This is a genomic window from Halopseudomonas pelagia CL-AP6 (assembly GCF_000410875.1).
In the GTDB taxonomy this organism is placed as follows: Bacteria; Pseudomonadota; Gammaproteobacteria; order Pseudomonadales; family Pseudomonadaceae; genus Halopseudomonas; species Halopseudomonas pelagia.
In genome coordinates this window covers 296,103-323,019 of the sequence record NZ_AROI01000006.1, presented here as the reverse complement: position 1 = coordinate 323,019, position 26,917 = coordinate 296,103, and the positions used below count along the sequence as shown (strand labels likewise).

The window sequence follows — 26,917 nt, the reverse complement described above, 5'->3', positions numbered from 1 at the left end:
TCGAGAACTGTCTCGTTTCGTTTCGTTTCGTTTCGTTTACAGCACGTTTGCTCGCTTGCGCGAGGCCTTGCCCGCTTAAAAGCAGGTCTATTAAAAATTGCCCTTGAACCAGCGCTTGATACGCACCAGCGCGGATTCCTTACTCTGTTCTGAACTGCTTGCCGCCAACGCATGGTGGCGATTGCCGTAGTGCAGCAGGCCGACGCTGGTCGCGTAAATTGGATTGCGCACTACATCGGTCAAACCCTTGAACTCCTGCGGCATACCCAGGCGTACCGGCATGTGAAAGATTTCCTCGGCCAGTTCGACTGCGCCTTCCATCTTCGAGGTGCCGCCGGTCAAGACGATGCCCGCAGGAATCATGTCTTCAAACCCAGAACGCCGCAGCTCAGCCTGAATCAGCGTGAACAGCTCGTCGTAACGTGGCTCGACCACTTCAGCCAGCGCCTGGCGGGACAGATCCCGTGGCGGCCGCTCGCCAACACTGGGTACCTTGATGGTTTCTTCCGGCCCGGCCAGTTTGGCCAGGGCGCAGGCATAGCGAATCTTGATTTCTTCGGCGTACTGGGTCGGTGTACGCAGCGCCATGGCGATGTCGTTGGTGACCTGATCACCGGCAATCGGGATCACGGCGGTGTGACGAATCGCGCCTTCGGTGAAGATGGCGATATCGGTAGTGCCACCGCCGATATCGACCATGCACACGCCCAGCTCTTTCTCGTCTTCGGTCAATACCGCGTAACTGGAGGCCAGTTGCTCGAGGATCACATCCTCAACTTCCAGGCCGCAGCGACGGATACATTTCTCAATGTTCTGCACCGCGTTCAGCGCGCAGGTGACCAGATGCACCTTGGCCTCCAGCCGCACGCCGGACATTCCCAGCGGCTCGCGTACGCCTTCCTGGTTATCAATCACGTATTCCTGCGGCAAGATGTGCAGCACCTTCTGGTCCGCCGGAATGGCGACCGCTTGGCCGGCATCCAATACCCGCTCGATATCCGCCTGCGCCACTTCACGGTCGCGAATGGCGACGATGCCGTGGGAGTTCAGGCTACGGATATGGTTGCCAGCAATACCCGCAAACACTGAGTGAATCTGGCAACCGGCCATCAATTCAGCCTCTTCGATAGCGCGCTGAATGGATTGCACAGTGGATTCAATATTCACCACCACACCCTTCTTCAAGCCGCGTGAAGGGTGCGAGCCGATACCGACAATTTCCAATACGCCGTCTGCGCCGATCTCACCGACCAGTGCAACGACCTTGGCTGTGCCGATATCGAGCCCGACAATCATCCTGCTACCCTGCTTGCTTGCCATAAGATCCGGTTACTCCCCCGTTGAAGCTTGTGCGGCCGGCTCGCGCCAGGCCACTGCCATTGCATTGCTATAACGCAGATCAACCCGCGCTATCTGTTCCCGATGCTCGGACAGCATGTGCTGATCGATGGTCAGAAACCGTTGCATCTTGTCTACCAATTTGTCCCGCCCCAGCAGCACCTGCATGCCGTCCTGAGTGGTCAGAAACCAACTGCCGCGATCGCGCAACTCCAGCTCGGCCACGCCCAGCCCATAGGGTCTCAGCAGACGATTGAACTGCTGGTAATACTGCATGACCCGGCGCTGCGCACGCTGCGGACCAGAGAGTTGCGGCAGGTCAGAAAAGCGGCTGATGTCCTCGGGACTGAATTCCTTGCCGGCGTTGTTCAACAGCGCACTGTCACCCCAACGTGCAATCGGCATCTGTTCATCCAGATGCACGATCAACTGATCAGGCCAGACCCGCGTGACCGAAACGTTCGCCACCCAAGGCATAGCTGCCAGGTCGCCCCGCATGGCGCCCAGATCTATGCCCAGAAAGCTCTCGTTCAGGTACGGCTGGATAACCGCCTGCACGGACGTCGGATCAATGTATTGCAACTCGCCCTGCACGCTGACCAGGTCAATCGGCCGGTCAGCCAGCGGCCACAGACGGCTGCCCAACTCGTAAAGGCCGATACCCAGCGCCAGCAGCACCACTGGCCAGAGCAGCTGTTGGGCGCGGGTAAAGGCGCCGTCCAGGGATGGCCAACGCAGCGACAGGCTTGGCCAGCTACGCGGGGTTGGCTGAGACACACGCACAGCGCCACGACTGGACGCAGCGCGTCTGGTCGTGGCCTTGCCGGCACGTGGGTCTCTGATCATCGCCCCGAGCATTGGGTTATCCTCAGTAACGGGCGCTGGCGAGTATCGCCAGCACCAGGTCGGTGAACGTCATACCGGCCGCAGCGGCGGCCATCGGCACCAGGCTGTGATCGGTCATGCCGGGCACAGTATTAACCTCCAGCAGATAGAACTGACCCGCTTCATCCTGCATTACATCCACTCGTCCCCAACCACGGCAGGCGACAGCATTGAAGGCTTGCAGGCACAAGTCACCAAGTTCCGCCTCGCGCTCTTCGCTCAAGCCGCAGGGGCAGATATATTGGGTATCGTTGGTCAGATACTTGGCTTCGTAGTCATAGAAGGTATGCGGGGTGCGCAAACGAATCGCCGGCAGCGCCTTGCCATCGAGAATCGCCACGGTGAATTCAGCCCCGGTGATCCATTGTTCAACCAGCGCGACGTCGTCGTACTGCTGCGCGTCGGCCCAGGCCTGCTCAAGCTGCGTCACGCTATCGACTTTCGCCATGCCGATGCTGGAGCCTTCGTGAATCGGCTTGACGATCAATGGGGCACCCAACCGATCAATAATCGCCTGACAGTCGGCCTGCTCGCGCAATACGCCGTAGGCTGGCGTCGGCAAGCCCAGACTTTGCCACACCAACTTGGTGCGCAGTTTGTCCATGCCCAGCGCAGAGGCCATGACGCCACTGCCGGTATAGGGTAGTTGCAAGCTTTCCAGCAGACCCTGCAGGCTGCCGTCTTCGCCACCCCGGCCATGCAGCGCGATAAACACACGGTCGGGCCGTTGCTTGATCAGTTGCTCAGCCAAATCCGCACCGGCATCGATACCGTAGGCATCCACACCGGCGCCCAGTAACGCTTCCAGCACCGCGTTGCCAGATTTAAGCGACACCGCGCGTTCGGCAGATCGGCCACCAAAGAGCACAGCTACTTTACCCAGCGCTTGCACGTCGATTGTCATGCTTCACCTCCGCGACCGTTGAGCTGGTGCAGTGCCTCGGCCAACTGCACGGCCAGGCCGCCGATATCACCCGCGCCCTGGGTTAGCAGGATGTCGCCAGGCTGCAATACGGCTTCGAGTAGTGGCATCACATCCGCATCGCGCTCGACGTAAATCGGATCCAGATGACCGCGCTGACGGATGCTGCGGCACAAGTGCTTGCTGTCAGCGCCGGGGATCGGTTCTTCGCCCGCCGGATAGACTTCCATCAACAGCAATGCATTGGTCTCGGCCAGCACCTGGACGAAGTCTTCGTACAAATCATGGGTACGACTGAACCGGTGCGGCTGGTAGATCATCACCAACCGCCGCTCAGGCCACCCGGCGCGTACCGCCTTGATCACCGCAGCCACTTCGCGTGGATGATGGCCATAGTCGTCAACCAGCATGATCTCGCCATTACCCAGCGGGTAGTCGCCATACACCTGGAACCGCCGGCCAACGCCTTCAAAACCGGTCAAGCCCTTGATGATGGCCGCATCGCTGACCAGCTCATCGGTGGCCACGGCGATGGTAGCCAGGGCGTTCAATACGTTGTGCACACCCGGCATATTGACCGACACGGTGAGGTCGTCATGCCCTTCGCGTACCGCAGTGAAATGCGTCTGCATACCTTGCTGATGAATATTGATAGCGCGCACATCGGCGTCTTCAGACTGGCCGTAGGTGATCACCTGGCGATTGATCTGCGGCAGAATTTCACGCACCACGGGATCATCAATACAGAGTACAGCCAGACCGTAAAAAGGCAGGTTGTGCAGGAACTCGACGAAGGTCCTTTTCAGGCGATTGAAATCACCTTCGTACGTGGCCATGTGGTCGGCGTCGATATTGGTAACAATCGCGACCATCGGCTGCAGGTGCAGGAAGGAAGCATCGCTTTCATCCGCTTCGGCCACCAGGTAGCGGCTTTCACCTAGCTGGGCATTGGTACCGGCACTGGTCAGACGGCCACCAATCACGAACGTCGGGCTCATACCTTCTGCCGCCAGCACCGATGCGATCAAGCTGGTGGTGGTGGTCTTGCCGTGCGTGCCTGCCACGGCGATGCCATGCCTATAGCGCATCAGCTCGGCCAGCATCTCTGCGCGCGGCACTACCGGGATGCGTTTTTCCATGGCCGCAGCCACTTCCGGGTTACTGGTATTGATCGCGCTGGAGACCACCAGTACGTCGGCATTCTGCAGATTCTCTGGACGATGACCGATATCGACGCGCGCGCCGAAGCTTTCTAGCCGATCCGTGACTGCTGAACGCTTGAGGTCCGAGCCCGAGACTTCATAGCCCAGGTTCATTAACACCTCGGCAATACCGCACATGCCGGCACCGCCGATACCCACGAAGTGGATCCGACGAATGCGGCGCATTTCCGGCAAGCTGAACGTGGCTTTCTGGCGGGTCTTAGTGATCACGGGCAACCTCCAGGCAGGCGCGAACAACATCCGCGGTAGCATTGGGTGTGGCCTGGCGGCGTGCGTTCTGAGCCATCGCTTGCAGCGTCTCCGGTTGGGAAAAAAGAGTATTCATCTGTTCTGCCAGCAGTGCGCCGGTCAGACTGGCCTGCGGCATTAATATCGCAGCATCGCGGCTGGCCAGATAACGGGCATTGGCGCTTTGGTGATCATCAATCGCGTGCGGCAGCGGAATCAGCAACGCTGGGCGACCGGCGGCTGCTAGTTCGCAAACGGTCAAGGCGCCAGCGCGACAGACCACCAGATCAGCCCAGCTGTAGGCAGCGGCCATGTCGGCAATAAAGGGCTCGACGCGGGCAGCGATGCCGGCTGATTGATAGGCCTGCTGGGTCAGCTCGACATGGTGTTTGCCACTCTGGTGCCAGACCTCAGGACGCTGCTCAGTCGCCAACGCATCTACCGCCTGGGGTAACAGGGTGTTCAGCGGCAAAGCGCCGAGACTGCCACCCAGCACCAACAGACGCGACCGACGATCACCGTTCCAGCGCATGTCGGGTACTTGCGTAATTTCTTCACGCACCGGGTTACCGGTGCTACGGCGCTTGGCGTCATCGGCAAAGCTACCGGGGAAGCCTTCACAACGCCGCGCAGCCAGATGGGCGAGCAGCCGATTGGCGGTACCGACCAACGCATTCTGCTCGTGGATCACCAAGGGAATACGCTTCAACCAGGCTGCCAGCCCACCCGGGCCGGTGACATAGCCACCCGCACCGAGTACGCATACCGGCTTGAGCTCGCTGACTAGACGCAGTGACTGCGCCAACGCACGCAGCAGCTGGAATGGCGCCTTGAGCAGACCTAATTTGCCTTTACCACGCAAACCTTGCACATCGATGTAATGAATTGGGATGCCTGCAGCAGGAATCAGCTCGGCTTCAATACCCCGGCGAGTCCCCAGCCAGTGCACGGTATAGCCCTGCTCGGCAAACAGTCGCGCACAGGCCAGCGCCGGGAATACATGCCCGCCAGTACCGCCGGCCATGATCAGCACGTTATGGTTCATTGTGTTATTGCCCATTGCCGGCCTCCCGTTGCGCCTGACGGCGTTCCCAGTCGATCCGCAGCAGAATGCCCAGGCTGATACAGCAGACCACCAGCGAACTGCCGCCGTAACTCAGGAACGGCAACGTCAGCCCCTTGGTCGGCAATAGGCCAACATTTACCCCGACATTGATCAGAATCTGGCCAATCCACATAATCGACAGGCCGTAGGCCAGGTAAGCCGGGAACAGCCGGCCAGCCCGCTCAGCCCACAAACCGATATACAAGCTGCGCACCGCGACGAAGACCAACAGCGCAAAGGCGCCAAGCGCACCGATCATGCCCAGCTCTTCGGCGAGCACCGCGAAGACAAAATCGGTGTGCGCTTCAGGCAGGTAAAACTGCTTTTGCACGCTGTTGCCCAGGCCCACGCCGAGCCAGTGACCACGGCCAAACGCAATCAGCGCCTGGGTCAACTGGTAGCCGCTGCCGAACGGGTCTTCCCAGGGATTGAGGAAGCCGGTCAGACGCTGCAACCGGTAGGGCGCACTCAGTATCAACAGCCCACCGGCGGCCGCCAACGAACCAAACAGCGTAATAAAGCGGAACAGACCGACGCCACCCAGAAACAACATGCCAATCGCTGCGCCCATCAATACCACGGTTGCGCCAAAATCTGGCTCGACAATCAGCAAACCGGCCATGGGGAACAGCACCATAAAGGGTTTGACGAAGCCCCAGAGGCTTTCTTTGACTTCTTCCTGACGATGCACCAGGTAACCAGCCAGAAACACCACGGCAAAGAGCTTGGCCAGCTCCGAAGGCTGCACGTTGATTGGCCCAACGGCGATCCAGCGCCAGCTGCCGTTCACTTCACGCCCGATACCAGGAATCAGGACGGCAATCAGCAGCGCGAAGCCAAGGAACAGCAGCGGAAAGCGGAATTGCTCCCACAGTTTGATCGGCACTGAGAGCACACACACCAGTGCGCCAAGCCCGATCACCAGGTAGATGACCTGGCGAATCATGTAGAACAACGGGTTGCCCAACTGGCCGGCGGCGACTTCCATTGACGCAGAAGACACCATGACCAAGCCAAGCCCGAGCAGGCACATAGCAGCGATCAGCAACGGCATATCCATATCGAAGCGGCGCTGGCCAACCAGAGGTGCGGCAGATTCCCTGAGCGCGGAGAGTCCGATCATGCTGGCAACCTCCCGACAGCACTGGCGAATAGCTCGCCGCGCTCTTCGAAGTTGCGGAACATGTCCAGGCTGGCACAGGCAGGCGACAGCAGCACCATATCGCCGGGCTGCGCTGCTTGAGCTGCGGCTGCGACCGCCTCGTCCAGATTGGTCACGCGTATCAGCGGCACGCTGCCAGCCAACGCATTTTCCAGCAGTGGCGCATCGCGCCCCAACAGGATGACGGCACGGCAGTGTTGCTGAACGGCCGGCAGCAGCGGCGAGAAGTCCGCACCCTTGCCATCGCCACCGGCGATCAATACTTGCTTACCGGCGGTTTCGGCGGCAAAACCGCTGATAGCGGCCAGTGCCGCGCCGACGTTGGTGGCTTTGGAATCGTTGTAGAAATCGACTCCATTGTGCTGCCCTACCCACTGACAGCGGTGCGGCAAACCAGCAAACTGACGCAGAGCCTCAAGCATGGCTGGCCTAGGCAGCCCCACCGCGTGCCCCAGTGCCAGCGCCGCCAACGCATTGGCTTGATTGTGGGCGCCTTTTATCTTCAGTTCGGCGACCGGCATCAGCGCCTCAAATTGAAACGCCAGCCAGGTTTGGCTGTCTTTTTCAATCAACCCAAAGCCTTTGAAATCCGGGCGCGACAGGCCGAATGTCCAGCATGGCAACTGGTCGGCAACCAACGGACGCGACAGATCATCATCGCGGTTTACCACCACTTGCCGTGCGCCACGGAATATACGGTGCTTGGCTTGATGATAGGCCAACAAGTTCGGATAACGATCCATATGGTCTTCACTGATATTCAGCACCGTGGCCACTTCGGCATTGAGTCTGTCGGTGGTCTCCAGCTGGAAGCTGGATAACTCGAGCACGTACAGATCCGCCTTTTCGTCGAGCAGATCCAGCGCAGCAGTACCCAGATTGCCGCCCACCGCAGCATGTTTGCCTGCGGCGGCGGCCATCTCGCCAACCAGCGTGGTTACGGTGCTTTTCGCATTCGAGCCGGTAATCGCCACGATCGGCGCATGCGCCTCGCGGGCGAACAGTTCAATATCGCCGATCAAGCTCACACCAGCAGCACTGGCTTGCAGCAGAGCGGGCGTTGAGAGCGCGATACCGGGGCTGACGACCAGCTCCGATGCTTTGCATAGCAGGTCTGCGTCCAGTTCACCCAGGTGCAGATCAGCCATGGGGGCAAAGCGCTTGAGCTGATCCAGCCCAGGCGGGTTCGCGCGCGTGTCGGCTACGGCAAACGGCAAACCACGGCCAGCCAAATAACGGGCAACCGAGAGCCCGGTCTTCCCGAGGCCGACGATGATCCGTTGTTTGTCCGTGGTAATCAGTGACACAAAGTCATCCTCAACGCAGTTTTAAGGTGGCCAGGCCGATCAAGACCAGGATCACGGTAATAATCCAGAAGCGCACAATCACGCGCGGCTCCGGCCAACCTTTCAGTTCGAAATGGTGGTGTATCGGCGCCATACGAAACACCCGGCGCCCGGTCAGCTTGAACGACGCGACCTGGACGATGACTGACAATGTCTCCACCACGAAAATACCGCCCATGATGAAAAGTACGATTTCCTGCCGGACAATCACGGCGATCACGCCCAGCGCTGCACCCAGCGCCAGCGCGCCGACATCACCCATAAAGACCTGGGCGGGATAGGTATTGAACCAGAGGAAACCCAGGCCAGCGCCAACCAGAGCACCACAGAAAATAATCAGCTCGCCGGCGCCAGGGACATACGGAATCAGCAGGTATTCGGCAAATCGCGCGTTACCGGATAAATATGCAAAGATCCCCAGCGCACCGCCGACCATGACCGTAGGCATGATCGCCAGGCCGTCCAGGCCGTCGGTCAGGTTGACCGCGTTGCTAGAACCGACAATCACGAAATAGGTGAGCACGATAAACAGGATGCCCAACTGGAATTCGATGTTTTTGAAGAACGGTACTATTAAGGTAGTTTCTACCGGTGTGTCCGCAGCCAGGTACAACACCACCGCAGCGGCTAAACCAAATACCGATTGCCAGAAATATTTCCAGCGTGATGGCAGGCCGCGGGAATTCTTTTCCACGACCTTGCGGTAGTCGTCGACCCAGCCCACTGCACCAAAGGCAAAGGTCACACCGAGCACAACCCAGACATACAGGTTGCTCAGGTCTGCCCAGAGCAGCGTACTGACGCCTATTGCCATCAGAATAAGTGCACCGCCCATGGTCGGCGTGCCCGCTTTGGACAAATGCGACTGCGGGCCATCGTTACGCACCGACTGACCAATCTGCCGAAAGCTCAGGGTGCGGATCATCCAGGGACCGAGAAACAGCGCGAGGCCCAGCGCCGTCAACACGCCGAGAATGCCGCGCAGTGTCAGGTACTGGAACACCGAAAATCCGGTGTAAAACTGTTGCAGGTATTGGGTCAGCAGCAGCAACATATCAGCGGGCCTTATCGTTGTTATTGTCGGATTGATGTGTCGCCTGCAGTCCAGCGACCACTTCTTCCATACCGGCGCTACGCGAACCTTTGACCAGTACTCGGGTGTTAGCATCCAACTCAGGCCTTAGCGCCTCGACCAGATCGGCACGGCTACTGAACAGCAGCGCCTCATCGCCGAAGCTGTCCACTGCCAAAGCGGAAAGCCGGCCTACGGCATACAGGGCATCAAGTCCCATCTCGCGGGCGTATGCACCTACCTCGCGATGACTGTCCTGCTCCCATTCGCCGAGTTCGCCCATATCACCCAGCACCAGGATGCGACGCCCCTGCAGCGCGGCCAGAATATCGATAGCGGCCTTCATCGATGCCGGGTTGGCGTTGTAACTATCATCGATAATCAGCGCACCGGCCTCACCCGCAATCGGGAATGCCCGTCCGGCAACTGGCTTCACCCGCGCCAGGCCACGACGAATCAATTCCAGATCGGTGCCGAGCAGTTGCGCGGCACCGGCAGCAGCCAGCGCATTGGCAATATTGTGATAGCCAAGCAGATTCAGTTGCACGGTGATCGACCCTTGCGGGGTGACCAGCAAAAAGCCCGGACAACCACGTTCATCCAGTTCAATCGATTCGGCACGCAGCTCGGCAGTCGGATTACTTAAACTGAAAGCCAGCGACTTACGCTTGCCCAAATGCTGATACCACTGTTCGAACCAGGGGCTGTCCAGATTGATGACCGCCTGCCCTTCGGCAGTCAGGTCGGTAATGATCTCCCCCTTGGCCCGAGCGATCGCCTCTGGACTGCCAAAACGCCCAACGTGCGCCATGCCGGCGTTGGTCAGTATGCTTACGTTGGGCTTGGCTAGCGCCATGCTGTAACTGATATCACCCAGCTCGGCAGCACCCATTTCAATCACAGCAAACTGATGCTCTGCGCCCAGCTCCAGCAAGGTCAGCGGTACGCCCAGCTCGTTGTTCAGATTGCCGCGGGTCGCCAGTACCCGGCCTTGATCCTTAGCCCGCTGACGCAAAATAGCCGCGAGCATTTCCTTTACCGTGGTCTTGCCACTGGAGCCAGTAATAGCCACTAGCGGGCCGGTGAACGCCTCGCGCGCCAAGGCGCTCAGTTGACCCAGCGCGTAGCGGCAGTCGTGTACCAGCAATTGCGGCAGCGGGTCATCTACTGCGTGGGCCACCAGTGCGGCGGCTGCGCCGTTGGCGCGTGCCTGGGCCAGATAATCATGACCATCGACACGCTCGCCCGGCAAGGCCACAAACAGCCCTCCGGGGCGTACATAACGGGCATCGATGCTGACGCTATCGAACTGCGCATCGACGCTGACCAGGCTGGCACCTAGCGGCTTGAGCAATTGCGACAGTTGCATGGCTTCAAGCATGGGCTGCCTCCCATTCCCGCAAGGCACGTTCGGCCTGTTCGATGTCACTGAAAGGTTGACGCACCCCATTAATCTCCTGATAGGTCTCATGGCCCTTACCGGCCAGTAAAATCAGATCACCGGCCTGTGCCTGGGTGATGCTGTTGTGGATTGCCTGAGCCCGGCTGGCAATCACCCTGACCGCCTGCGGTTGCTCGATACCCTGCAGGATCTGCTCGATGATGCTAGCGGAGGCCTCACTGCGGGGGTTGTCATCGGTAACCACCAATTGATCAGCGCCCTGCTCGGCAACGCGGCCCATCAGTGCGCGTTTGCCAGCATCCCGGTCGCCGCCGCAGCCAAATACGCAGGTGAGTTTGCCTTGCGCATGAGCGCGCAATGCAGTTAACGCCTTTTCCAGTGCGTCCGGAGTGTGGGCGTAATCCACCACCACCACCGGCTTGTTGTCGCCACCAAGGCGCTGCATACGACCAGCCGGGGCTTGCAGCTTGGCCAATTCAGCCAGCGCCTCTTTTGCCGCCACACCTAGCGCGCATAACCCGCCGAGTACCGCCAGCAGGTTAGCCAGATTGAAAGCGCCAAGCAGCGGCGTGCTGAGGCTCGCAACGATTTCACCCATATGGCCACCTACATGGCTGCCCACATGCACCTGAGCGATGATGCCCTGCTGGTCATAACGGATATCCGAACAGTGGATATCAGCCTGGCTGTTGTTCAGACTGTAGGTAGTAACCTTGCCCGTGCAGCGCGGGAGCAATTGCGTAGCGAACGGATCGTCCAGATTGATCACCGCCGCACGCAATGGCCGCTCGAAGAGCAGCGCTTTGGCCGCAGCGTAACTGGCCATATCACCGTGATAATCCAGATGATCGCGGCTCAGGTTAGTAAAGATGCCCAGATCAAAATCCACCGCAGCAACACGACCCTGCTGCAGTGCATGGGAAGACACTTCCATACTCACTGCTTTGGCGCCCAACTTGCGCAGCTGCGCTAATTGCTGTTGCACGCGCAAGGCGTCTGGCGTGGTCATTCCATGGTCGAGCAGCGCATCAGGCATGCCGCTACCCAGCGTGCCGATAACGCCGCAAGGCTCGCCGAGGGCGCCAAGCGCCTGCGCCAACATTTGACTGACACTGGTCTTGCCGTTGGTACCGGTAATACCCACCACGCGCAGTTGCTGGCTTGGGTTGCCGTAGAAGCGGCCCGCGATAGCAGACAATTGACCCGCCAAACCGTCAATCGCCAGCGCTGGCAGACTGCAGCCAAGATCCCCTGCGCCCTGAGCTTCATAGGCCACGGCTGCCGCGCCAGCTGCCTGGGCCTGAGCAATATGCTGGCGGCCATCGTGTTTCAAACCCGGCACAGCAAGGAACAGGCAGCCGGGCTTCACCTGGCGAGAATCCAGGGCCAGGCTATCGATCATCACCGGCTCGCCCTGCCACTGCGGAAAGAGTTGCGCAAGGTTCATCATCCGCGGGCTCCCGGTTCTTTCTTCACGGGTGGCAGCTCAACCTGCTGCAGCGCCGGCAGATCGTCCGGCGTTACATTCATCAGCCGCAAAGCGCCGGACATGATTGCGCCGAACACCGGGGCTGCTACCAGGCCGCCGTAATACTCGCCCTTGCTCGGCTCATCAATGACCACAACCGCGGCAAACCGCGGATTGCTGATAGGCCCAATACCGGCAAACACCGAACGGTAGCGATCCTTGGCATAACCGCCGCCAACCGCCTTGTGCACGGTGCCGGTCTTGCCGCCAATCTGATAACCCGGCACCCGAGCCCTTGAGCCAGTACCGCCCTCGCCATCTACGGTACCGCGGAGCATGGTCAGCAGCTGTTTGCTGACATTTTCCGGAATAATCTGTTCGCCGGCCGGTGGTTGATCGACCTTGAGCAGCGACAGCGGCAGGCTGCGGCCGCCATTGGCCAACGTTGCATAAGCATGGGCCAACTGCGTGGCGGTCACCGACAAGCCGTATCCATAGGACAGCGTGGCGGTTTCCACCTGCGGCCAGCGGCGGTGATTGGGCATGCTGCCGGTACTTTCGCCAGGAAAGCCGAGCCCGGTATATTCACCCAGCCCGAGCTGGCGCAGCAGATCAAAAATGCTTTCCGCGCCGATATCCAGCGCGATCTTGACCACGCCTACGTTACTCGACTTCATGATCACGCCGGACAGGTCGAGCATGCCGTAATTGCGGAAATCTCTGACCGTCAGAGTAGATACGCGCATGGTGCCGGGCCGGGTATCCATCACTGTGGTGGGTTGGTAACGGCCACTCATCAAGCCAGCCGCCACGGTAAAGGTCTTGATTGGCGAACCAGGTTCGAATACATCGATCAGCGCGCGGTTGCGCATCATATCGGGCTTCAGATTGGAGCGATTATTCGGGTTGTAGCTGGGGTGATTGGCCATGGCAAGAATTTCACCAGTGCGAATATCCACCAGGACGGCGGAGCCAGCCTTGGCGCCAAACTGCTTAAGCGCCTCACGCAGTTCGCGGTGGGCAATATATTGCAGGCGCAAATCCAGCGACAGGGACAGATCATTGCCCGGCCGCGCATTGCTGACCACTTGCACATCCTTGATCAGGCGACCACGGCGATCCTGCAACACCTGACGCTTTCCGGGAACGCCCTTCAGCCAGTCGTTATAGGTCAGTTCCAGACCCTCCTGACCCGCTTCATCTACGTTGGTAAAACCAACCAGATGCGCCGCCACTTCGCCGGTAGGATAGAAGCGCCGGTATTCTTCGATGCTGTAAACGCCGGGCACCTTGAGGGCGATGACCTTTTCGCCATCCTGCGGAGTCATGTGCCGACGCAAGTAGATGAATTCGCGCGACGCATTAGCTTTCAAGCGCTCGGCAAAGGTTGCCGGATCAGTACCCAGCGCGCGCGCCAGCTCGGTCCAGCGTGCCTCATGCGCAATCAACTGTGTGGGGTTGGCCCACAGCGTCAGAACCGGGGTGCTGACCGCCATGGGTTCGCCGTGGCGATCGGTGATCAAGCCGCGATGGGCCGGAATAACCGTGTGCCGTACGCTGCGCTTGTCACCTTCACCCTTGAGGAAGCCGTCGTCCAGCACATGCAGCTCAACAATACGCCAACTGATGGCCACGCAGCACACGGCCAGCACGCCGATCACCACCAGAAAGCGCCATGGCGGCAGCGTAATGCCAGGCTTGAGCTTCATCATGGCTTCACCAAAATCACTTCATTGGCCTCGGGCACACGCATGTTCAACTGGCTGGCAGCCAGCGACTCGACGCGATTGTGCGCAGTCCAGGTGCTTTGCTCGAGAATCAGACGCCCCCACTCGGCCTGCGCCTTCTCGCGCTGGGACATCTCCGCCGCCAGATCATTGAGCATGACCCGGCTCCAATGCGTGCTGTAAGCCACGGCGAGCGCGCTGACCACAATCAACACCCAGACGATCGCCAGCCAGCCACTACTGCGTGGCAAACGGTGACGCTCGACTAGCAGCGGCAATTGCGCGCTCATCAGCGTTTCTCCGCTATGCGCAACACCGCACTGCGGGCGCGCGGATTGGCTGCAACTTCAGCTGCTGACGGTTTGATTGCCTTGCCCACCAGATTGATGCTCACCGGGATGTCTGCATCGCGAATAGGCAGATCCCGCGGCAAAGGCGCACCCTTGGCCTCGCGGCGCATAAAGAGCTTGACCATACGGTCTTCAAGGGAATGAAAGCTGATCACTGCCAGACGCCCACCCGGAGCCAAAACGTCGAGCGCGGCCTTGAGGCCCTCCGCCAGATCATCCAGCTCGCGGTTGATAAAAATGCGAATACCCTGAAACGCGCGGGTAGCCGGATGCTTGTGCTTTTCCCAGGCAGGATTGGCTACCTTGAGCACCTCTGCCAGATCGCCAGTACGCGTGAAGGGCTGCTCAGCGCGGCGGGCGACCACCGCACGGGCCATGCGCTTGGCGAACCGTTCCTCACCATATTCCTTGAGTACGGTGGCGATATCGGCTTCGGCTGCACTGTTGATCCATTCGGCGGCGCTCTGGCCGCTGGTCGGATCCATGCGCATATCCAAGGGGCCGTCTTGCATAAAACTGAAGCCGCGCTCGGCATCGTCCAACTGCGGAGAAGACACACCCAGATCCAGCAGTACGCCATCCACCTTGCCGTGCAGCCCACGCTGGCGCAGCTCCTGCGCCATATCGGCGAACGAGCTTTGCAAAACGACAAAGCGGCCGTCTTCGGCCGCCAGCTGTTCACCGACCCGGATAGCCTCCGGGTCCTTGTCGAAGCCGATCAGCCTGCCCTCGTCCGAGAGCCTGGCGAGTACCGCGCGGCTGTGGCCGCCGCGGCCAAAAGTGCCATCTATATATAAGCCACCGGGGCGCACCGCGAGACCATCCAGGGCCTCCTCAAGCAATACGCTGACGTGTCCGTAAAGAATTTCCATAATCAGAGCCTCAAGGTATGCAGCTCGGCCGGCATGCTGCCAACGTCCTGCACTTCGTTGAGGTAGGCACTGGTGGTAGCCTCCCAGGCATCTTCACTCCAGAGCTCGAATTTGTTCACTTGGCCAACCAGCATGACCTTCTTGTCCAGCCCTGCGTACTCGCGCAGCAGCGGTGGAACAACGAAGCGACCATTGCTGTCCAGCTCGATATCGTTGGCATTACCAATCAGCAGACGCTGCATACGCTTAACCTGAGGATTGATGTTGGGCAGGTTGCCGAGGGTTTCTTCGATTTCGTCCCATTCAGCCTGGGGGTAAATCCACAGACAGCGGTCTTCCAAGGCAATAGTCGCCACCAATTGACCACCACAAGCGCCCAGGAGCCGGTCGCGATAACGCGCAGGCATCGCCAGTCGCCCTTTGGCGTCCAGATTGATGGCGTTGGCTCCTCGAAACACGATGTGCGCTTCCCCTGATGACGATGCTGGCCGGGCGTCTTTTACCAAAACAACCCACTTTTACCCACTTCATACCACTTTGGCACACTATAGGAACCCCACGCAGCCACCGTCAAGTAAGGAGTTCACGGAAAAAGTGTTATGTGGCAGGGGTTTAGTGGCAAATACGGGGGTATTAGGGAGAAATAACCTTAACTAGAGGGGATCAACTTCATAACCTACAGACGGATGCCGCCCATAGTTAAAGTGAATTATCACGATTAAGATTTTTTTGATCTAACAGAAGGGGTTTTGAAGACGAGAGGTAAAAATAAGAGTTGGCCTGTAAGCCGGGTTCTGTCGTGAACAGTCATTCCTCTACGACAGCCATCACTGACTGCCTCTAGCAACCTACCCGAACCCAGTGCGGGCCACACCCAAGGGTTCCTATTTGGTCTTGCTCCGAGTGGGGTTTACCATGCCACGAACTGTTACCAGTCGCGCGGTGCGCTCTTACCGCACCCTTTCACCCTTACCTGATCCCCTTGCGGGGCCATCGGCGGTCTACTCTCTGCTGCACTTTCCGTAGGCTCACGCCCCCCAGGGATTACCTGGCACTCTGCCCTATGGAGCCCGGACTTTCCTCCCTACCGCGAAGCGATACGGCGACTGTCCAGCCAACTCTTGAGCGCAAGATTAGCTGGGTTCGTCTTCCGCGGCAAGCCCAGTCTCCGAGCGCACCATTACAGAGCATTCAAAGCACCAACATGGCGCAAAATAGCTTCAACCTGCGGGTACTGCCTGTGCCCCGTTGCGGTGCAGAGCCCGTTAAGCAGCCTGGTTGAGGTGTTGGCACAACCTCTGCATTGGGTAACGGTGCATACGAGATCCGGGTCTGTCTGACCCCAACAACGTAGCCTCGCCCTCGGGCTTGATACAACTTGGCACCAATGGACAACTAGGGTTCCGATCTGCGCTGCAGATGACTGGTCCGAGAGTTGTCGACCTCCGCAAGGGGGTTACACGGCGGGATAAAAGCCCGGGAGAGCCTCAGACAGCTGAGATCTCGTTACCTGTAACCCGTGGAGACTGCCATGCCTGCTGCACTCTCGTTTTGCTTCACCTCGTCGCCCCGCATTCCCTCTTTCGCTGGGAGCTTTCCATGTCGCGCCTGATGAACCGCAAGCCAGGACGGGTACTACACCTGGGTCTGGTGCTCTTGCCCTTCGCCCTGTTGCTGCTGCTGTATCTCTCAAGCTCGCAGGCACGCCTGACAGAAAACCCGAACGATAAACTGCTGCCCAGCTTTACCCAGATGGCCGACGCGGTAGACCGGATGGCCTTTACCCCGGACCGTCGTACCGGTGCCTATCTATGGTGGGATGACACCAGCGCTAGTCTGAAGCGACTGGGCACGGGCCTGGCGATCGCTGCGGCAACCAGCCTGGTACTTGGCCTGGCCATGCTGATACCACTATTGCGCACACCGCTATCGCCGCTGGTTACGGTGATCTCGATGATTCCGCCGCTATCGATCCTGCCGATTCTGTTTATCGTTATGGGGCTGGGTGAGTTGTCCAAGGTCATGCTGATTGTGATTGGCATTACCCCGGTACTGATCCGCGACATGCAGCAACGGGTCAGCGAGATCCCGACTGAACTGCTGATCAAGGCCCAGACCCTGGGCGCCAATACCTGGCAGGTCGTAATCCGCGTGGTGCTACCGCAACTGTTACCCAGACTGCTGCAAGGGCTGTGTCTGGCGCTCGGGCCTGCCTGGCTGTTCCTGATTGCCGCCGAAGCCATCGCCTCCACCGACGGCCTGGGCTATCGCATCTTTCTGGTCCGCCGTTACCTGGCCATGGACGTGATCCTGCCCTACGTCGCCTGGATCACACTGCTGGCCTTTATTATGGATCGTGCGCTGAAAGGCCTGTGCCGGGCGCTCTTTCCCTGGTTCGAACCCAAGGGAGCGCATTGATATGAGCGCCATTTCCATTCGCAACGTCTGGCAGCAATACGACGACAATGTAGTGCTGGAAAATCTCAACCTGGAGGTCGCTAGCGGCGAGTTCATCACCATGGTCGGCGCGTCTGGCTGCGGCAAATCGACCTTCCTGCGTCTGCTACTGGGTCAGGAAAAACCCAGCAAGGGCCAGATACTGCTGGACGGCGTACCGCTGGCTGCAGAACCCGGTCCTGAACGCGGCGTAGTGTTTCAACGCTATTCGGTATTTCCGCACCTGACCGTGCTCGGCAATGTGATGCTCGGCCTGGAGCTGCAGGGCTCCCCGCTACTGGGGCGCCTGCTGGGAACGCAGCGCCGGGAAGCGCGGGAGCGCAGTGTTGCCATGCTCGAATCGGTCGGCCTGGGGCAGGCGCTGGATAAATACCCGCATGCACTGTCCGGCGGTATGCAACAGCGTCTGGCGATCGCCCAGGCGCTGGTCAAAACGCCACGCATATTGTTGCTGGACGAGCCCTTTGGCGCGCTGGATCCGGGCATCCGCAAGGATATGCATGAACTGCTGCTGTCCCTGTGGAAAAAATCCGGCCTGACCGTATTTATGGTCACCCACGACCTGAGCGAGGGTTTCACCCTCGGCACCCGCCTGATGGTGTTCGACAAGACCCGGATCGACCCACAGGCCCCCGGCGCCTATGGCGCTCGTATTACCTACGACATCCCCCTCAACAGTGATCGCCTGGCAGCACGCGCCGCGCTGGATGCCTTGCCTGAACGCATCACTGGCAAACTGGCGACACCTGATATGCAAGGAGCTTCCGCATGACTGTTCCAGCGCCCCTGCGCACCACGTTATTTGAAGAAATGCTGCCCGGCGGCGGCCACACCTCATTCGTGCTCAAGCGCGGCCAAATGCTGCGTCTGACCGATACTGAAGGCGGCGCCAACGTCAGCATGATGCTGTTCAACGCCCATGAGAAAAGTGAACGCCTGAACCTGCCGGACAGCCTCAAGTGCCAGCACACCGCCAAACTTACCGCCGGCCATTGCCTGTACTCGGACATGGGCCGCGTGTTGGCGGCCATCGTTACCGACACTTGCGGCTGGAGCGACAGCTTCGGCGGTGTGCTGAATGCCGAAGAGGTCATCAGCCAGTATGGGGAAGGTCGCTACCAGGAGCTGCGCAACGGCTTCTTCCGCAACGGCGTAGACAATCTGCTGGTCGAGATGGGCAAGTGGAATATGAACTTGGCTGACCTGCTGATGACGCTGAACCTGTTCAGTAAAGTCACCGTTGATGCCGAAGGCCGTTTCCAGTTCCACCCAGACAACTCCACTGCCGGCGATCTGATCGAGCTCTACGCACCGATGGACACGCTGGTGGTGCTGACCGCGTTGCAGCACCCCATGGACCCGAATCCGCAGTACGCACCCAAACCGGTACAGCTGAGCTGGCATCAGGTCGCCGACGACGGCATCACCGTGCTCTGCCGCAACACCCGCGCGGAAAACGTGCGCGGCCTGTACAACACCGATCGCATCCACCTCTGAGGGCCGCCCACATGACACTGACCCACAGCGACAAACAGCCAGACAACGCGCGCTTGCGCGGCAACATCGCCGCTGGCGAACCCTTTATGCTCGACATCAAGGCCGGCCAGACCGTGCGCCTTCTGGACCTGGAAGGCAATCAGGCGGTCGACACCTTGTTCTACAGCGCCCGCAACCCGCGCGAACGCTATGACGTACAACGCACCCTGCGCCGCCAAAACAGCGTTTATCTAACCACCGGCAGCGTGCTCTACAGCAATATGGGCAACCCGATGCTGACCATCAGCGCTGATACCTGCGGCCGCCATGACACCCTCGGCGGCGCCTGCGCACAAGAAAGTAATACCGTGCGCTACGCGTTGAGCACACGTTATATGCACAGCTGCCGCGACAACTTCCTGCGCGCCAGCCTGCACGACGGCCGCCTGACCAAGGCCGATATCAGCGCCAATATCAACTTCTTCATGAACGTGCCGGTCACCCCTGAAGGCGGCCTAACCTTTGAAGACGGCATCTCCGGCGCGGGCAAATATGTCGAGTTGGTCGCGCACATGGACATCATCATCCTGATCTCTAACTGCCCGCAGCTGAATAACCCGTGCAATGGCTACAACCCGACGCCGGCGGAGATACTGGTCTGGGATTGATCCACTTCCAGCGAGCCGCGCGGTGAATAACGATTTGTCGATCTAACAGCTAGCCGCTTGCAGCTTGCGGCTCGCAGCTCCCGCCGGGACGACCCGGGGAGCACAGAATATGTAACCCAGGACGACCTGGCCGAGGAACAATCATGTTCGATACCTTGCTAATCGCCAACCGCGGCGCCATCGCCTGCCGCATCTTGCGCACGCTGAAAAATCTCGATGTTCGCGGCGTAGCCGTTTATTCCGAGGCCGATGCCGCTAGCCTGCATATCCAGCAGGCCGATGAGGCGATCTCGCTGGGCGAAGGCGCGGCTACCGGGACTTATCTGGATGTGCAGAAAATTCTCGAGGCTGCCCGGCAAAGCGGTGCCAAGGCGATTCACCCTGGTTACGGTTTTCTTTCGGAAAACGCCGCCTTTGCCGAGGCCTGTGAAGCGGCGGGTATTGCGTTTGTCGGCCCTACCCCGGAACAACTGCGCGTATTCGGCCTCAAGCATACCGCCCGGGCGCTGGCCAAACAGCACGGCGTACCTATGCTTGAGGGTACTGAACTGTTGGACAGCCTCGCCATCGCGTTGGCGGCGGCCGACCTGGTGGGCTATCCGATCATGCTCAAAAGCACTGCGGGCGGCGGCGGCATCGGCATGCGGGTATGCCGTGATGCCAGCGAGCTGAGTGAAGCCTTCGAGACAGTCAAACGGCTGGGGCAGAACAACTTCAGCGACGCCGGCGTATTTATCGAGAAATACATTGAGCGCGCCCGGCATCTGGAGGTGCAGGTGTTCGGCGACGGCCAGGGCGGTGTGCTGGCACTCGGCGTGCGTGACTGTTCGGTGCAGCGCCGCAACCAGAAAGTCATTGAGGAGACACCGGCGCCCAACCTGCCCGACGGCATGGCCGATGCGCTATGCGAGGCGGCTATCCAACTGGCCAGCGCCGTGCAGTACCGCAGCGCCGGCACCGTCGAGTTTGTTTACGACAGCGAAGCCGCGCAGTTCTACTTTCTTGAGGTCAACACCCGTCTGCAGGTCGAGCATGGCGTCACCGAGCAGGTCTGGGGCGTGGATCTGGTGCGCTGGATGATCGAACTGGCCGCAGGCGATCTGCCGCCGCTGACCGAGCTGGGCAAAGACCTGAAAGCCCAGGGCCACGCGATACAGGCACGAGTGTATGCCGAAGACCCCGGCCGCGACTTTCAACCCTGCCCCGGGCTGCTGACCGCCGTGAACTTTCCGGACGCCAATGGTCAGGCGCTGCGGATCGATACCTGGGTGGAAGCCGGCTGCGAGATACCACCCTACTTCGATCCGATGATCGCCAAGGTTATCTGTTGGGAGCCCACCCGCGCAGCGGCCAGCGCCGCACTGCACACCACACTTGGCGCAACGCAACTGTACGGTGTGGAAACCAATATCGACTATATCCGCCAAATCCTGCTGGATACACCCTTCGCCAGTGGCGAACCCTGGACCCGCTGCCTGGAGGGCCTGAGCTACCAGGCCAATACCTTCGAAGTGGTCAGCGGCGGCACACAAACCACCGTTCAGGATGTGCCTGGCCGCCTAGGCTACTGGGCCGTCGGCGTACCACCTTCCGGGCCGATGGATAATCTGGCGTTGCAGTTGGGCAACCGCCTGCTCAACAATCCAACCGCCGCCGCTGGTCTGGAAATCACCATGAGCGGGCCAACGCTGAAGTTCAATACCGATGCGGTGGTGGCGGTAACCGGGGCCGAGATTCCGCTGAGTATCGATGGCGAACCGCAGCCCATGCATACCAGCCTGCTGATCAAAGCCGGCAGCCAGTTGGCCCTGGGCACCATCGCTGGCGCAGGCGCGCGCAGCTATATTGCGCTGCGTGGCGGCGTGCAGGTGCCAGATTATCTGGGCAGCAAAAGCACTTTCACCCTCGGCCAGTTTGGTGGGCACGCCGGCCGCGCGTTACGCGCTGGCGACGTACTACACCTGCCGGCGCTAAGCGATAAAGGCGCGGGAGAAAGCCTCGACGAGAATATGCGCACCACCCTGCCTGCTGTTCGAGAACTGCGGGTAATCTACGGACCGCATGCTGCGCCAGAGTATTTTACCCAGGCTTATATGCAACGCTTTCTCGACACCGACTGGGAGGTGCACTTCAACTCCAGCCGTACCGGCGTGCGACTGATCGGCCCCAAACCCGAATGGGTGCGTGAGGACGGCGGCGAGGCCGGGCTGCACCCGTCGAATATTCATGACAACCCTTATGCCATCGGCGCCGTGGACTTTACCGGCGACATGCCGGTGATTCTAGGCCCAGACGGGCCGAGTCTGGGCGGCTTCGTCTGCCCGGTCAGCATCATTGAAGCGGATCTATGGCAGATGGGTCAGCTCAAGGCTGGCGACCGGGTACGCTTTATTCCAGTGGAGCTGGAAACCGCCCGGGAACTAGCCGTATTGCGTGAGCAGGCAATCCAGCAACTGCAGCCTCTCTGCCCTGCTAGCAGCCCAGCGGTCGCGCCAGAATCGCCGATAGTGCTGGATATTGGCGTGGACGACACGCGTCTGGTCGCACGGCTATCAGGCGATACCCACCTGTTGCTGGAAATCGGCCAGCCGGAACTAGACCTGGTATTGCGTTTTCGCGGTCACGCATTGATGCAATCGCTAGAGGCCATGCAATTGCCCGGCGTGAACGATCTAACCCCCGGCATCCGCTCCTTGCAGGTGCATTATCAGCCCGAGACACTACCAATTGATCGCCTGCTGCGCATCGTCGAGGATGCCTGGGAGGCGGTTTGCGCCGCCCGCGATCTCAAGGTTCCGTCACGCATCGTGCACCTGCCGCTCTCCTGGGACGACCCGGCCTGCCAACTGGCCATCGATAAATACATGACCACCGTGCGCAAGGATGCGCCCTGGTGCCCGAGCAATCTGGAGTTCATCCGCCGCATCAATGACCTGCCGAACCTCGACGAAGTACACCGTACCGTCTTTGACGCGAGCTATCTGGTTATGGGCCTGGGCGATGTCTACCTGGGCGCGCCGGTGGCAACACCGCTAGACCCACGACACCGCCTGGTCACGACCAAATACAACCCAGCCCGTACCTGGACCGCAGAAAACTCGGTGGGCATCGGTGGCGCCTATATGTGCGTGTATGGCATGGAGGGCCCGGGTGGCTATCAGTTTGTCGGGCGCACGTTGCAAATGTGGAATCGCTACCGCGAGGTCGAAGCCTTTGGCGGAATGCCCTGGCTACTGCGCTTCTTCGATCAGATCCGCTTTTATCCGGTCAGCGCCGACGAATTGCAGGTGATCCGCCGTGACTTCCCGCTGGGACGCTACCCGCTGCGCATAGAAGAAACCGAATTGCGGCTAAATGATTACCAGGCCTTTCTCGACCAGGAGGCAGACAGTATTCATACCTTTCGTCAGCAACAGCAGGCAGCATTCAAAGCCGAGCGCGAGCGCTGGATCGCCAATGGCCAGGCCAATTACGAGAGCGAGGAAACCCTTGCGGAGATCTCTGAAGAGGCGCCCTTGCTGGTCGATCAACAGGGTGTCGAAAGCCATATTGCCGGCAACCTGTGGCAGGTCCAGGTTTCGGAAGGCGCCCAGGTCAAAACCGGCGACGTGCTGGTGATCCTGGAATCGATGAAGATGGAAATACCCTTGGTGGCGCCCTGTGACGGCGTGGTGAGCTCAATCCACGTACAGCCTGGCTCTGCGGTGCGGGCGGGACAGCGCGTGTTGGTGTTACAGCAGAAATAGCCAATCACCGGGATAATCTCGCTCAATGCGCTCGTCCGCACCCCCTGTGTCGAGATGGAACTCGACACTCCCAGGAAATGCGGCACCGGGACGGCCGAGTTCCGCCTCGGCCAGCGCGCTCAGCTCTACCACCCCTGTGTCGAGATGGAACTCGACACTCCCAGCAAATGCGACACCGGGACGGCCGAGTTCCACCTCGGCCAACGTGCTCAGCCCTACCCCCCCTTGTGTCGAGATGGAACTCGACACTCCCAGGAATGCGACACCGGGACGGCCGAGTTCCATCTCGGCCAGCGCGCTCAGCCCTTACCCAGCGCCACCTGATACAACCGGTTCTTTTTCTCACCGGTGATCTGCGCCGCCAGCGCAGCGGCTTGCTTGACCGGTAGCTCACTGAGCAGAATATCCAGCACGCGCTGGGCTTCCGGATTGAGCCCCTCGCTCACCTCGGGCTCAGGCATCGCCTCGACGATCAACACGCATTCTCCACGCTGCTGATCAGAGTCCGCTCGGACCCACTCAACCAGTTCGGCTATCGGCGCGCCCTTGATCGTTTCAAAGGTTTTGGTCAACTCCCGCGCCAACACCACCTGTCGCTCGGGACCGAAAATATCGAGCATATCTTCCAGACATTCGAGCAGCCGATGCGGCGCTTCATAGAGCATCCAGGTGCGCGGTTCAACGGCCAGCGCCTGCAAACGCTGGCGCCGACCATGCGCCTTGGCCGGCAGAAAACCTTCAAAGGCAAAACGATCCGATGGCAAACCCGCCGCACTCAGCGCGGCGATCAGCGCACAGGCGCCGGGGATGGGGCAGACCCGCACTCCCGCCTCACGGGCCTGGCGCACCAAGTGGTAGCCTGGATCGGAAATCAACGGCGTACCGGCATCGGAAATCAGCGCCATGTCTTCGCCAGCCAGCATACGTTCAACCAGCCGAATGCTCTTGTCTCGCTCATTGTGATCGTGGCAGGCCGTGGTCGACGTACTAACGCCGAAATGCTGCAGCAAGCGCGCGCTGTGGCGCGTATCTTCAGCAGCGATCAGGGCGACCGTACGCAACACCTCCAGCGCTCGGGGCGACATATCCTGCAAATTGCCAATAGGCGTGGCGACAACGTAAAGGGTACCGGACATGACTGTTCCTGAGCTGGTTGATGCGGCCATTGTACAGGACGTGATGCAGTGCATGGCGATTGCCGCCCCCCTTGGTTACAATGACCGCTTTGAATCTCACGGGGCACGCACGCCAGCGTCCCCAGCGCAAGGATACCGCCGCATGTTCCGCAGCAAACGCCTGCCGTTTTTACCTCTGACCTTGGCTGTATTGATTGCCGGCTGCTCCTCGGCCCCGCAACAGCTGGGCGACCTACCACGCACGCCGCAGGCATCCGCGGAAAAACTGCTTGAAGACGCCGACCGGCGCTCCGGAGCCGAAGCCAACCTGTTACGCCTGTATGCGGCCCAAGCGGCTAGCGACGCGGGGGCACACGAACAAACACTGAGCATTCTCGAGCGCATTCCGCAGAGCGATCTGCCGACCGACCAGCAAATTCGCTTTAGCCAACTGCAAGCCATCAGCGCGATGGCGCTCAATGAACCGAAAATGGCATTGCGCGCCCTGCGCCACCCGTCCATCAGCCAGATCGACAGCCTGCCCATGGATGAGCAATTGCGTATACAGCAGCTGCAGGCCGAGGCCAACGATCAGGTGGGCGAATACCTCAAAGCGGCGCAGCAGCGTATTTTCATCCACAGCCTGCTACCTGTCGAAGAGCAAGCTGCCAACCAGCAGGCGATCTGGCAAGGTATAAGCAAGATGCCGCTTGCTAACTTGCAAGCCGCAGCCGCCACCAGCACTGGCGAGCTGGCCGCCTGGCTGGAACTGGCGCTGATTGATCAGGAACTGAGCAATCTGGATCTGCAGGTTCGCGCCCTGAAGCAGTGGCAGGAAGACAATCCCAGCCACCCTGCCGCACTAGAACTGCCGGGATCCTTGTCTCAGTTGGTCGAACTGCACAGCAGCCGACCACAGCATATTGCTCTGTTGCTGCCCTTCCAGGGTCAACTGGCCAACGCCGGACAGGCACTGCGCGACGGTTTTCTTGCCGCTCAGTACCAGGCTTACAGCCAAGGGCTCGACCAACCCGAAGTGAGTCTTTATGACTCTACCGCCTACACTGATCTGGATGCATTTTACCGTCAGGCGATCGCCGATGGCGTGGAATGGGTGATTGGGCCGCTGGAGCGCGAACAAGTCAGCCGCCTGGCGGCTATGCCCGAACTACCACTGCCCACATTGGCATTGAACTACACTGAAAGCGCCACACCTGAAGGCAAGGCGCTGTTCCAATTTGGCCTGGCCCCCGAAGACGAAGCCCGCTCTGCGGCAACCCAGGCATGGGCCCAAGGCCACCGGCGCATGGCAGCACTGACTGCCAGAACCGAGTGGGGCGAGCGTGCCTACCAGGCGTTCCAACAGGCCTGGCAGGAGATGGGTGGCGTACTGGTTGCCCGGGAAGTGGTTGATGAACCCGCAGCCATGGCTGGGCAGATCGGTGAAATGCTACGTATCCGCCAAAGCGAGCAACGTGGAAGACAACTACAGCGTGTGCTGGGTAGCAGCGTAGTAGTGCAACCTACCCCTCGTCAGGATCTGGACGCCTTGTTTATCACCGCTGGCCCCTTACAGGCCAGACAGATCATGCCAACGCTGGCATTCCAGTACGCCGCAGACTTACCGGTATACGCTACCTCCCACGTATACCAGGTGGGCAATGAGCAAAATAATGACCTGGACGGTATTCTGGTAGCCGAAACGCCCTGGCTGCTGACCCGCTCGGACAGCCTCTACGACTCGGTCACGCAAAACTGGCCGCAAGCTGGCGGCGCGTTAGGCCGACTGTATGCAATGGGCATCGATGCGCAGCGTATCTTCACCCGACTTGGACAGATGCAGCAATATCCTGAAACCACGGTGAACGGTGCGACCGGGATATTGTCTCTGTCCAGTGATGGGCGCATTCGACGGGAGCTGAGCTGGGGTGTTATCCAGGAGGGCCGGCTGGCAGAATCTCCGGCCCTACTCCCCGCCCCGTGACGTCACTGACAGACAAGCAAGTGCTCGGCAACCAAGCCGAGCGCCAATCCGAGCAACTGCTATTGCGGGCTGGCATGCGCTTGTTGGCAAGAAACTATCGCTGTAAGCAGGGCGAGCTTGATCTGGTCATGCGCGATGCAGATACAGTAGTATTTGTCGAAGTACGTTACAGACGAAGTACCCGATGGGGCAACGCTGCGGAAACGATCGATTGGCGCAAGCAGAAACGCGTTATCGCCGCAGCCCAGCATTACCTGCTCACCCACCCCCATCTGGTCAATCAGCCTTGCCGATTCGATGTCATTACCGGGCAAGGCAACCCAGCGGATCCGGCCTCTTACCAATGGATCCGAGAAGCATTCACCTGCTAG

22 protein-coding genes, 1 other RNA gene and 1 riboswitch are annotated in these 26,917 nt (G+C 59.9%); of the genes, 7 read left to right on the top strand and 16 right to left on the bottom strand.

Annotated elements, in window-relative coordinates; all coding sequences use genetic code 11:
* Positions 1-90: 90 nt before the first annotated feature.
* The 15 genes from ftsA to rnpB form a co-directional block, all read right to left on the bottom strand.
* Positions 91-1,320, bottom strand: a complete 1,230-nt coding sequence (gene ftsA / locus K787_RS0105940) for a cell division protein FtsA (RefSeq protein WP_022961879.1) — start codon at positions 1,318-1,320, stop codon at positions 91-93.
* 9 nt (positions 1,321-1,329) lie between these two features.
* The gene (locus K787_RS0105935) at positions 1,330-2,196 is read right to left on the bottom strand and encodes a cell division protein FtsQ/DivIB (RefSeq protein ID WP_022961878.1); all 867 of its coding nucleotides are present in this window, start codon (positions 2,194-2,196) and stop codon (positions 1,330-1,332) included.
* A 10-nt stretch (positions 2,197-2,206) separates the two neighbouring features.
* The gene (locus K787_RS0105930) at positions 2,207-3,127 is read right to left on the bottom strand and encodes a D-alanine--D-alanine ligase (RefSeq protein WP_022961877.1); all 921 of its coding nucleotides are present in this window, start codon (positions 3,125-3,127) and stop codon (positions 2,207-2,209) included.
* Positions 3,124-4,533, bottom strand: coding sequence for a UDP-N-acetylmuramate--L-alanine ligase (gene murC, locus K787_RS0105925; protein ID WP_028614654.1), 1,410 nt, complete (start codon positions 4,531-4,533; stop codon positions 3,124-3,126). The genes K787_RS0105930 and murC overlap by 4 nt, the downstream gene beginning before the upstream one ends.
* Before the next feature lie 34 nt (positions 4,534-4,567).
* Positions 4,568-5,641 carry an undecaprenyldiphospho-muramoylpentapeptide beta-N-acetylglucosaminyltransferase gene (murG, locus tag K787_RS0105920; RefSeq protein ID WP_028614653.1) on the bottom strand — a complete coding sequence of 358 codons (1,074 nt, stop codon included), beginning with the start codon at positions 5,639-5,641 and terminating at the stop codon, positions 4,568-4,570.
* Between the two features lie 4 nt (positions 5,642-5,645).
* The gene (gene ftsW, locus K787_RS22330; RefSeq protein ID WP_022961874.1) at positions 5,646-6,824 is read right to left on the bottom strand and encodes a putative lipid II flippase FtsW; all 1,179 of its coding nucleotides are present in this window, start codon (positions 6,822-6,824) and stop codon (positions 5,646-5,648) included.
* On the bottom strand, positions 6,821-8,170 hold the full coding sequence (gene murD / locus K787_RS0105910; RefSeq protein ID WP_022961873.1) for a UDP-N-acetylmuramoyl-L-alanine--D-glutamate ligase: 1,350 nt from the start codon (positions 8,168-8,170) through the stop codon (positions 6,821-6,823). The genes ftsW and murD overlap by 4 nt, the downstream gene beginning before the upstream one ends.
* Before the next feature lie 10 nt (positions 8,171-8,180).
* Positions 8,181-9,263: a phospho-N-acetylmuramoyl-pentapeptide-transferase gene (gene mraY, locus K787_RS0105905; protein WP_022961872.1), complete on the bottom strand. Its 1,083-nt coding sequence runs from the start codon at positions 9,261-9,263 to the stop codon at positions 8,181-8,183.
* Between the two features lies 1 nt (position 9,264).
* On the bottom strand, positions 9,265-10,662 hold the full coding sequence (locus K787_RS22325; RefSeq protein ID WP_022961871.1) for a UDP-N-acetylmuramoyl-tripeptide--D-alanyl-D-alanine ligase: 1,398 nt from the start codon (positions 10,660-10,662) through the stop codon (positions 9,265-9,267).
* Positions 10,655-12,130 carry a UDP-N-acetylmuramoyl-L-alanyl-D-glutamate--2,6-diaminopimelate ligase gene (locus K787_RS0105895; RefSeq protein WP_028614652.1) on the bottom strand — a complete coding sequence of 492 codons (1,476 nt, stop codon included), beginning with the start codon at positions 12,128-12,130 and terminating at the stop codon, positions 10,655-10,657. Before K787_RS0105895 ends, K787_RS22325 begins: the two co-directional genes overlap by 8 nt.
* Positions 12,130-13,863, bottom strand: a complete 1,734-nt coding sequence (locus K787_RS22320; RefSeq protein ID WP_052185317.1) for a peptidoglycan D,D-transpeptidase FtsI family protein — start codon at positions 13,861-13,863, stop codon at positions 12,130-12,132. The genes K787_RS0105895 and K787_RS22320 overlap by 1 nt, the downstream gene beginning before the upstream one ends.
* Positions 13,860-14,168 carry a cell division protein FtsL gene (gene ftsL / locus K787_RS0105885; RefSeq protein ID WP_022961868.1) on the bottom strand — a complete coding sequence of 103 codons (309 nt, stop codon included), beginning with the start codon at positions 14,166-14,168 and terminating at the stop codon, positions 13,860-13,862. Before ftsL ends, K787_RS22320 begins: the two co-directional genes overlap by 4 nt.
* A complete protein-coding gene (gene rsmH, locus K787_RS0105880) occupies positions 14,168-15,100 on the bottom strand; it encodes a 16S rRNA (cytosine(1402)-N(4))-methyltransferase RsmH (RefSeq protein WP_022961867.1) in 933 nt (310 codons plus the stop codon). The genes ftsL and rsmH overlap by 1 nt, the downstream gene beginning before the upstream one ends.
* A gap of 2 nt (positions 15,101-15,102) precedes the next feature.
* The gene (gene mraZ / locus K787_RS0105875; RefSeq protein ID WP_022961866.1) at positions 15,103-15,558 is read right to left on the bottom strand and encodes a division/cell wall cluster transcriptional repressor MraZ; all 456 of its coding nucleotides are present in this window, start codon (positions 15,556-15,558) and stop codon (positions 15,103-15,105) included.
* Between the two features lie 309 nt (positions 15,559-15,867).
* An RNA gene (gene rnpB, locus K787_RS24250) (RNase P RNA component class A) lies at positions 15,868-16,222 on the bottom strand.
* A 262-nt stretch (positions 16,223-16,484) separates the two neighbouring features.
* Positions 16,485-16,585: riboswitch (guanidine-I (ykkC/yxkD leader) on the top strand.
* Between the two features lie 114 nt (positions 16,586-16,699).
* On the opposite strand from rnpB, the gene K787_RS0105870 reads away from it, so the two are divergent.
* From K787_RS0105870 to uca, 5 genes are all read left to right on the top strand, one after another.
* Positions 16,700-17,518 (top strand): ABC transporter permease, encoded by an 819-nt coding sequence (locus tag K787_RS0105870; protein WP_022961865.1) that lies wholly within the window; start codon positions 16,700-16,702, stop codon positions 17,516-17,518.
* Between the two features lies 1 nt (position 17,519).
* Complete coding sequence (locus K787_RS0105865) at positions 17,520-18,329, top strand: ABC transporter ATP-binding protein (RefSeq protein ID WP_022961864.1); 810 nt, start codon at positions 17,520-17,522, stop codon at positions 18,327-18,329.
* Positions 18,326-19,054: an urea amidolyase associated protein UAAP1 gene (locus K787_RS0105860; protein ID WP_022961863.1), complete on the top strand. Its 729-nt coding sequence runs from the start codon at positions 18,326-18,328 to the stop codon at positions 19,052-19,054. Before K787_RS0105865 ends, K787_RS0105860 begins: the two co-directional genes overlap by 4 nt.
* 11 nt (positions 19,055-19,065) lie before the next feature.
* Positions 19,066-19,701: an urea amidolyase associated protein UAAP2 gene (locus tag K787_RS0105855; protein ID WP_022961862.1), complete on the top strand. Its 636-nt coding sequence runs from the start codon at positions 19,066-19,068 to the stop codon at positions 19,699-19,701.
* 143 nt (positions 19,702-19,844) lie between these two features.
* Positions 19,845-23,447: an urea carboxylase gene (gene uca, locus K787_RS0105850; RefSeq protein ID WP_022961861.1), complete on the top strand. Its 3,603-nt coding sequence runs from the start codon at positions 19,845-19,847 to the stop codon at positions 23,445-23,447.
* Positions 23,448-23,746: 299 nt separating this feature from the next.
* Here the strand turns inward: uca and rsmI are convergent, their stop codons facing one another.
* Positions 23,747-24,583 carry a 16S rRNA (cytidine(1402)-2'-O)-methyltransferase gene (gene rsmI / locus K787_RS0105840; protein ID WP_022961859.1) on the bottom strand — a complete coding sequence of 279 codons (837 nt, stop codon included), beginning with the start codon at positions 24,581-24,583 and terminating at the stop codon, positions 23,747-23,749.
* Here rsmI and K787_RS0105835 point away from each other — a divergent pair.
* Both K787_RS0105835 and K787_RS0105830 read left to right on the top strand, forming a co-directional pair.
* A complete protein-coding gene (locus K787_RS0105835; RefSeq protein WP_022961858.1) occupies positions 24,582-26,546 on the top strand; it encodes a penicillin-binding protein activator in 1,965 nt (654 codons plus the stop codon). The genes rsmI and K787_RS0105835 overlap by 2 nt on opposite strands.
* Positions 26,543-26,917 carry a YraN family protein gene (locus tag K787_RS0105830; RefSeq protein ID WP_022961857.1) on the top strand — a complete coding sequence of 125 codons (375 nt, stop codon included), beginning with the start codon at positions 26,543-26,545 and terminating at the stop codon, positions 26,915-26,917. The genes K787_RS0105835 and K787_RS0105830 overlap by 4 nt, the downstream gene beginning before the upstream one ends.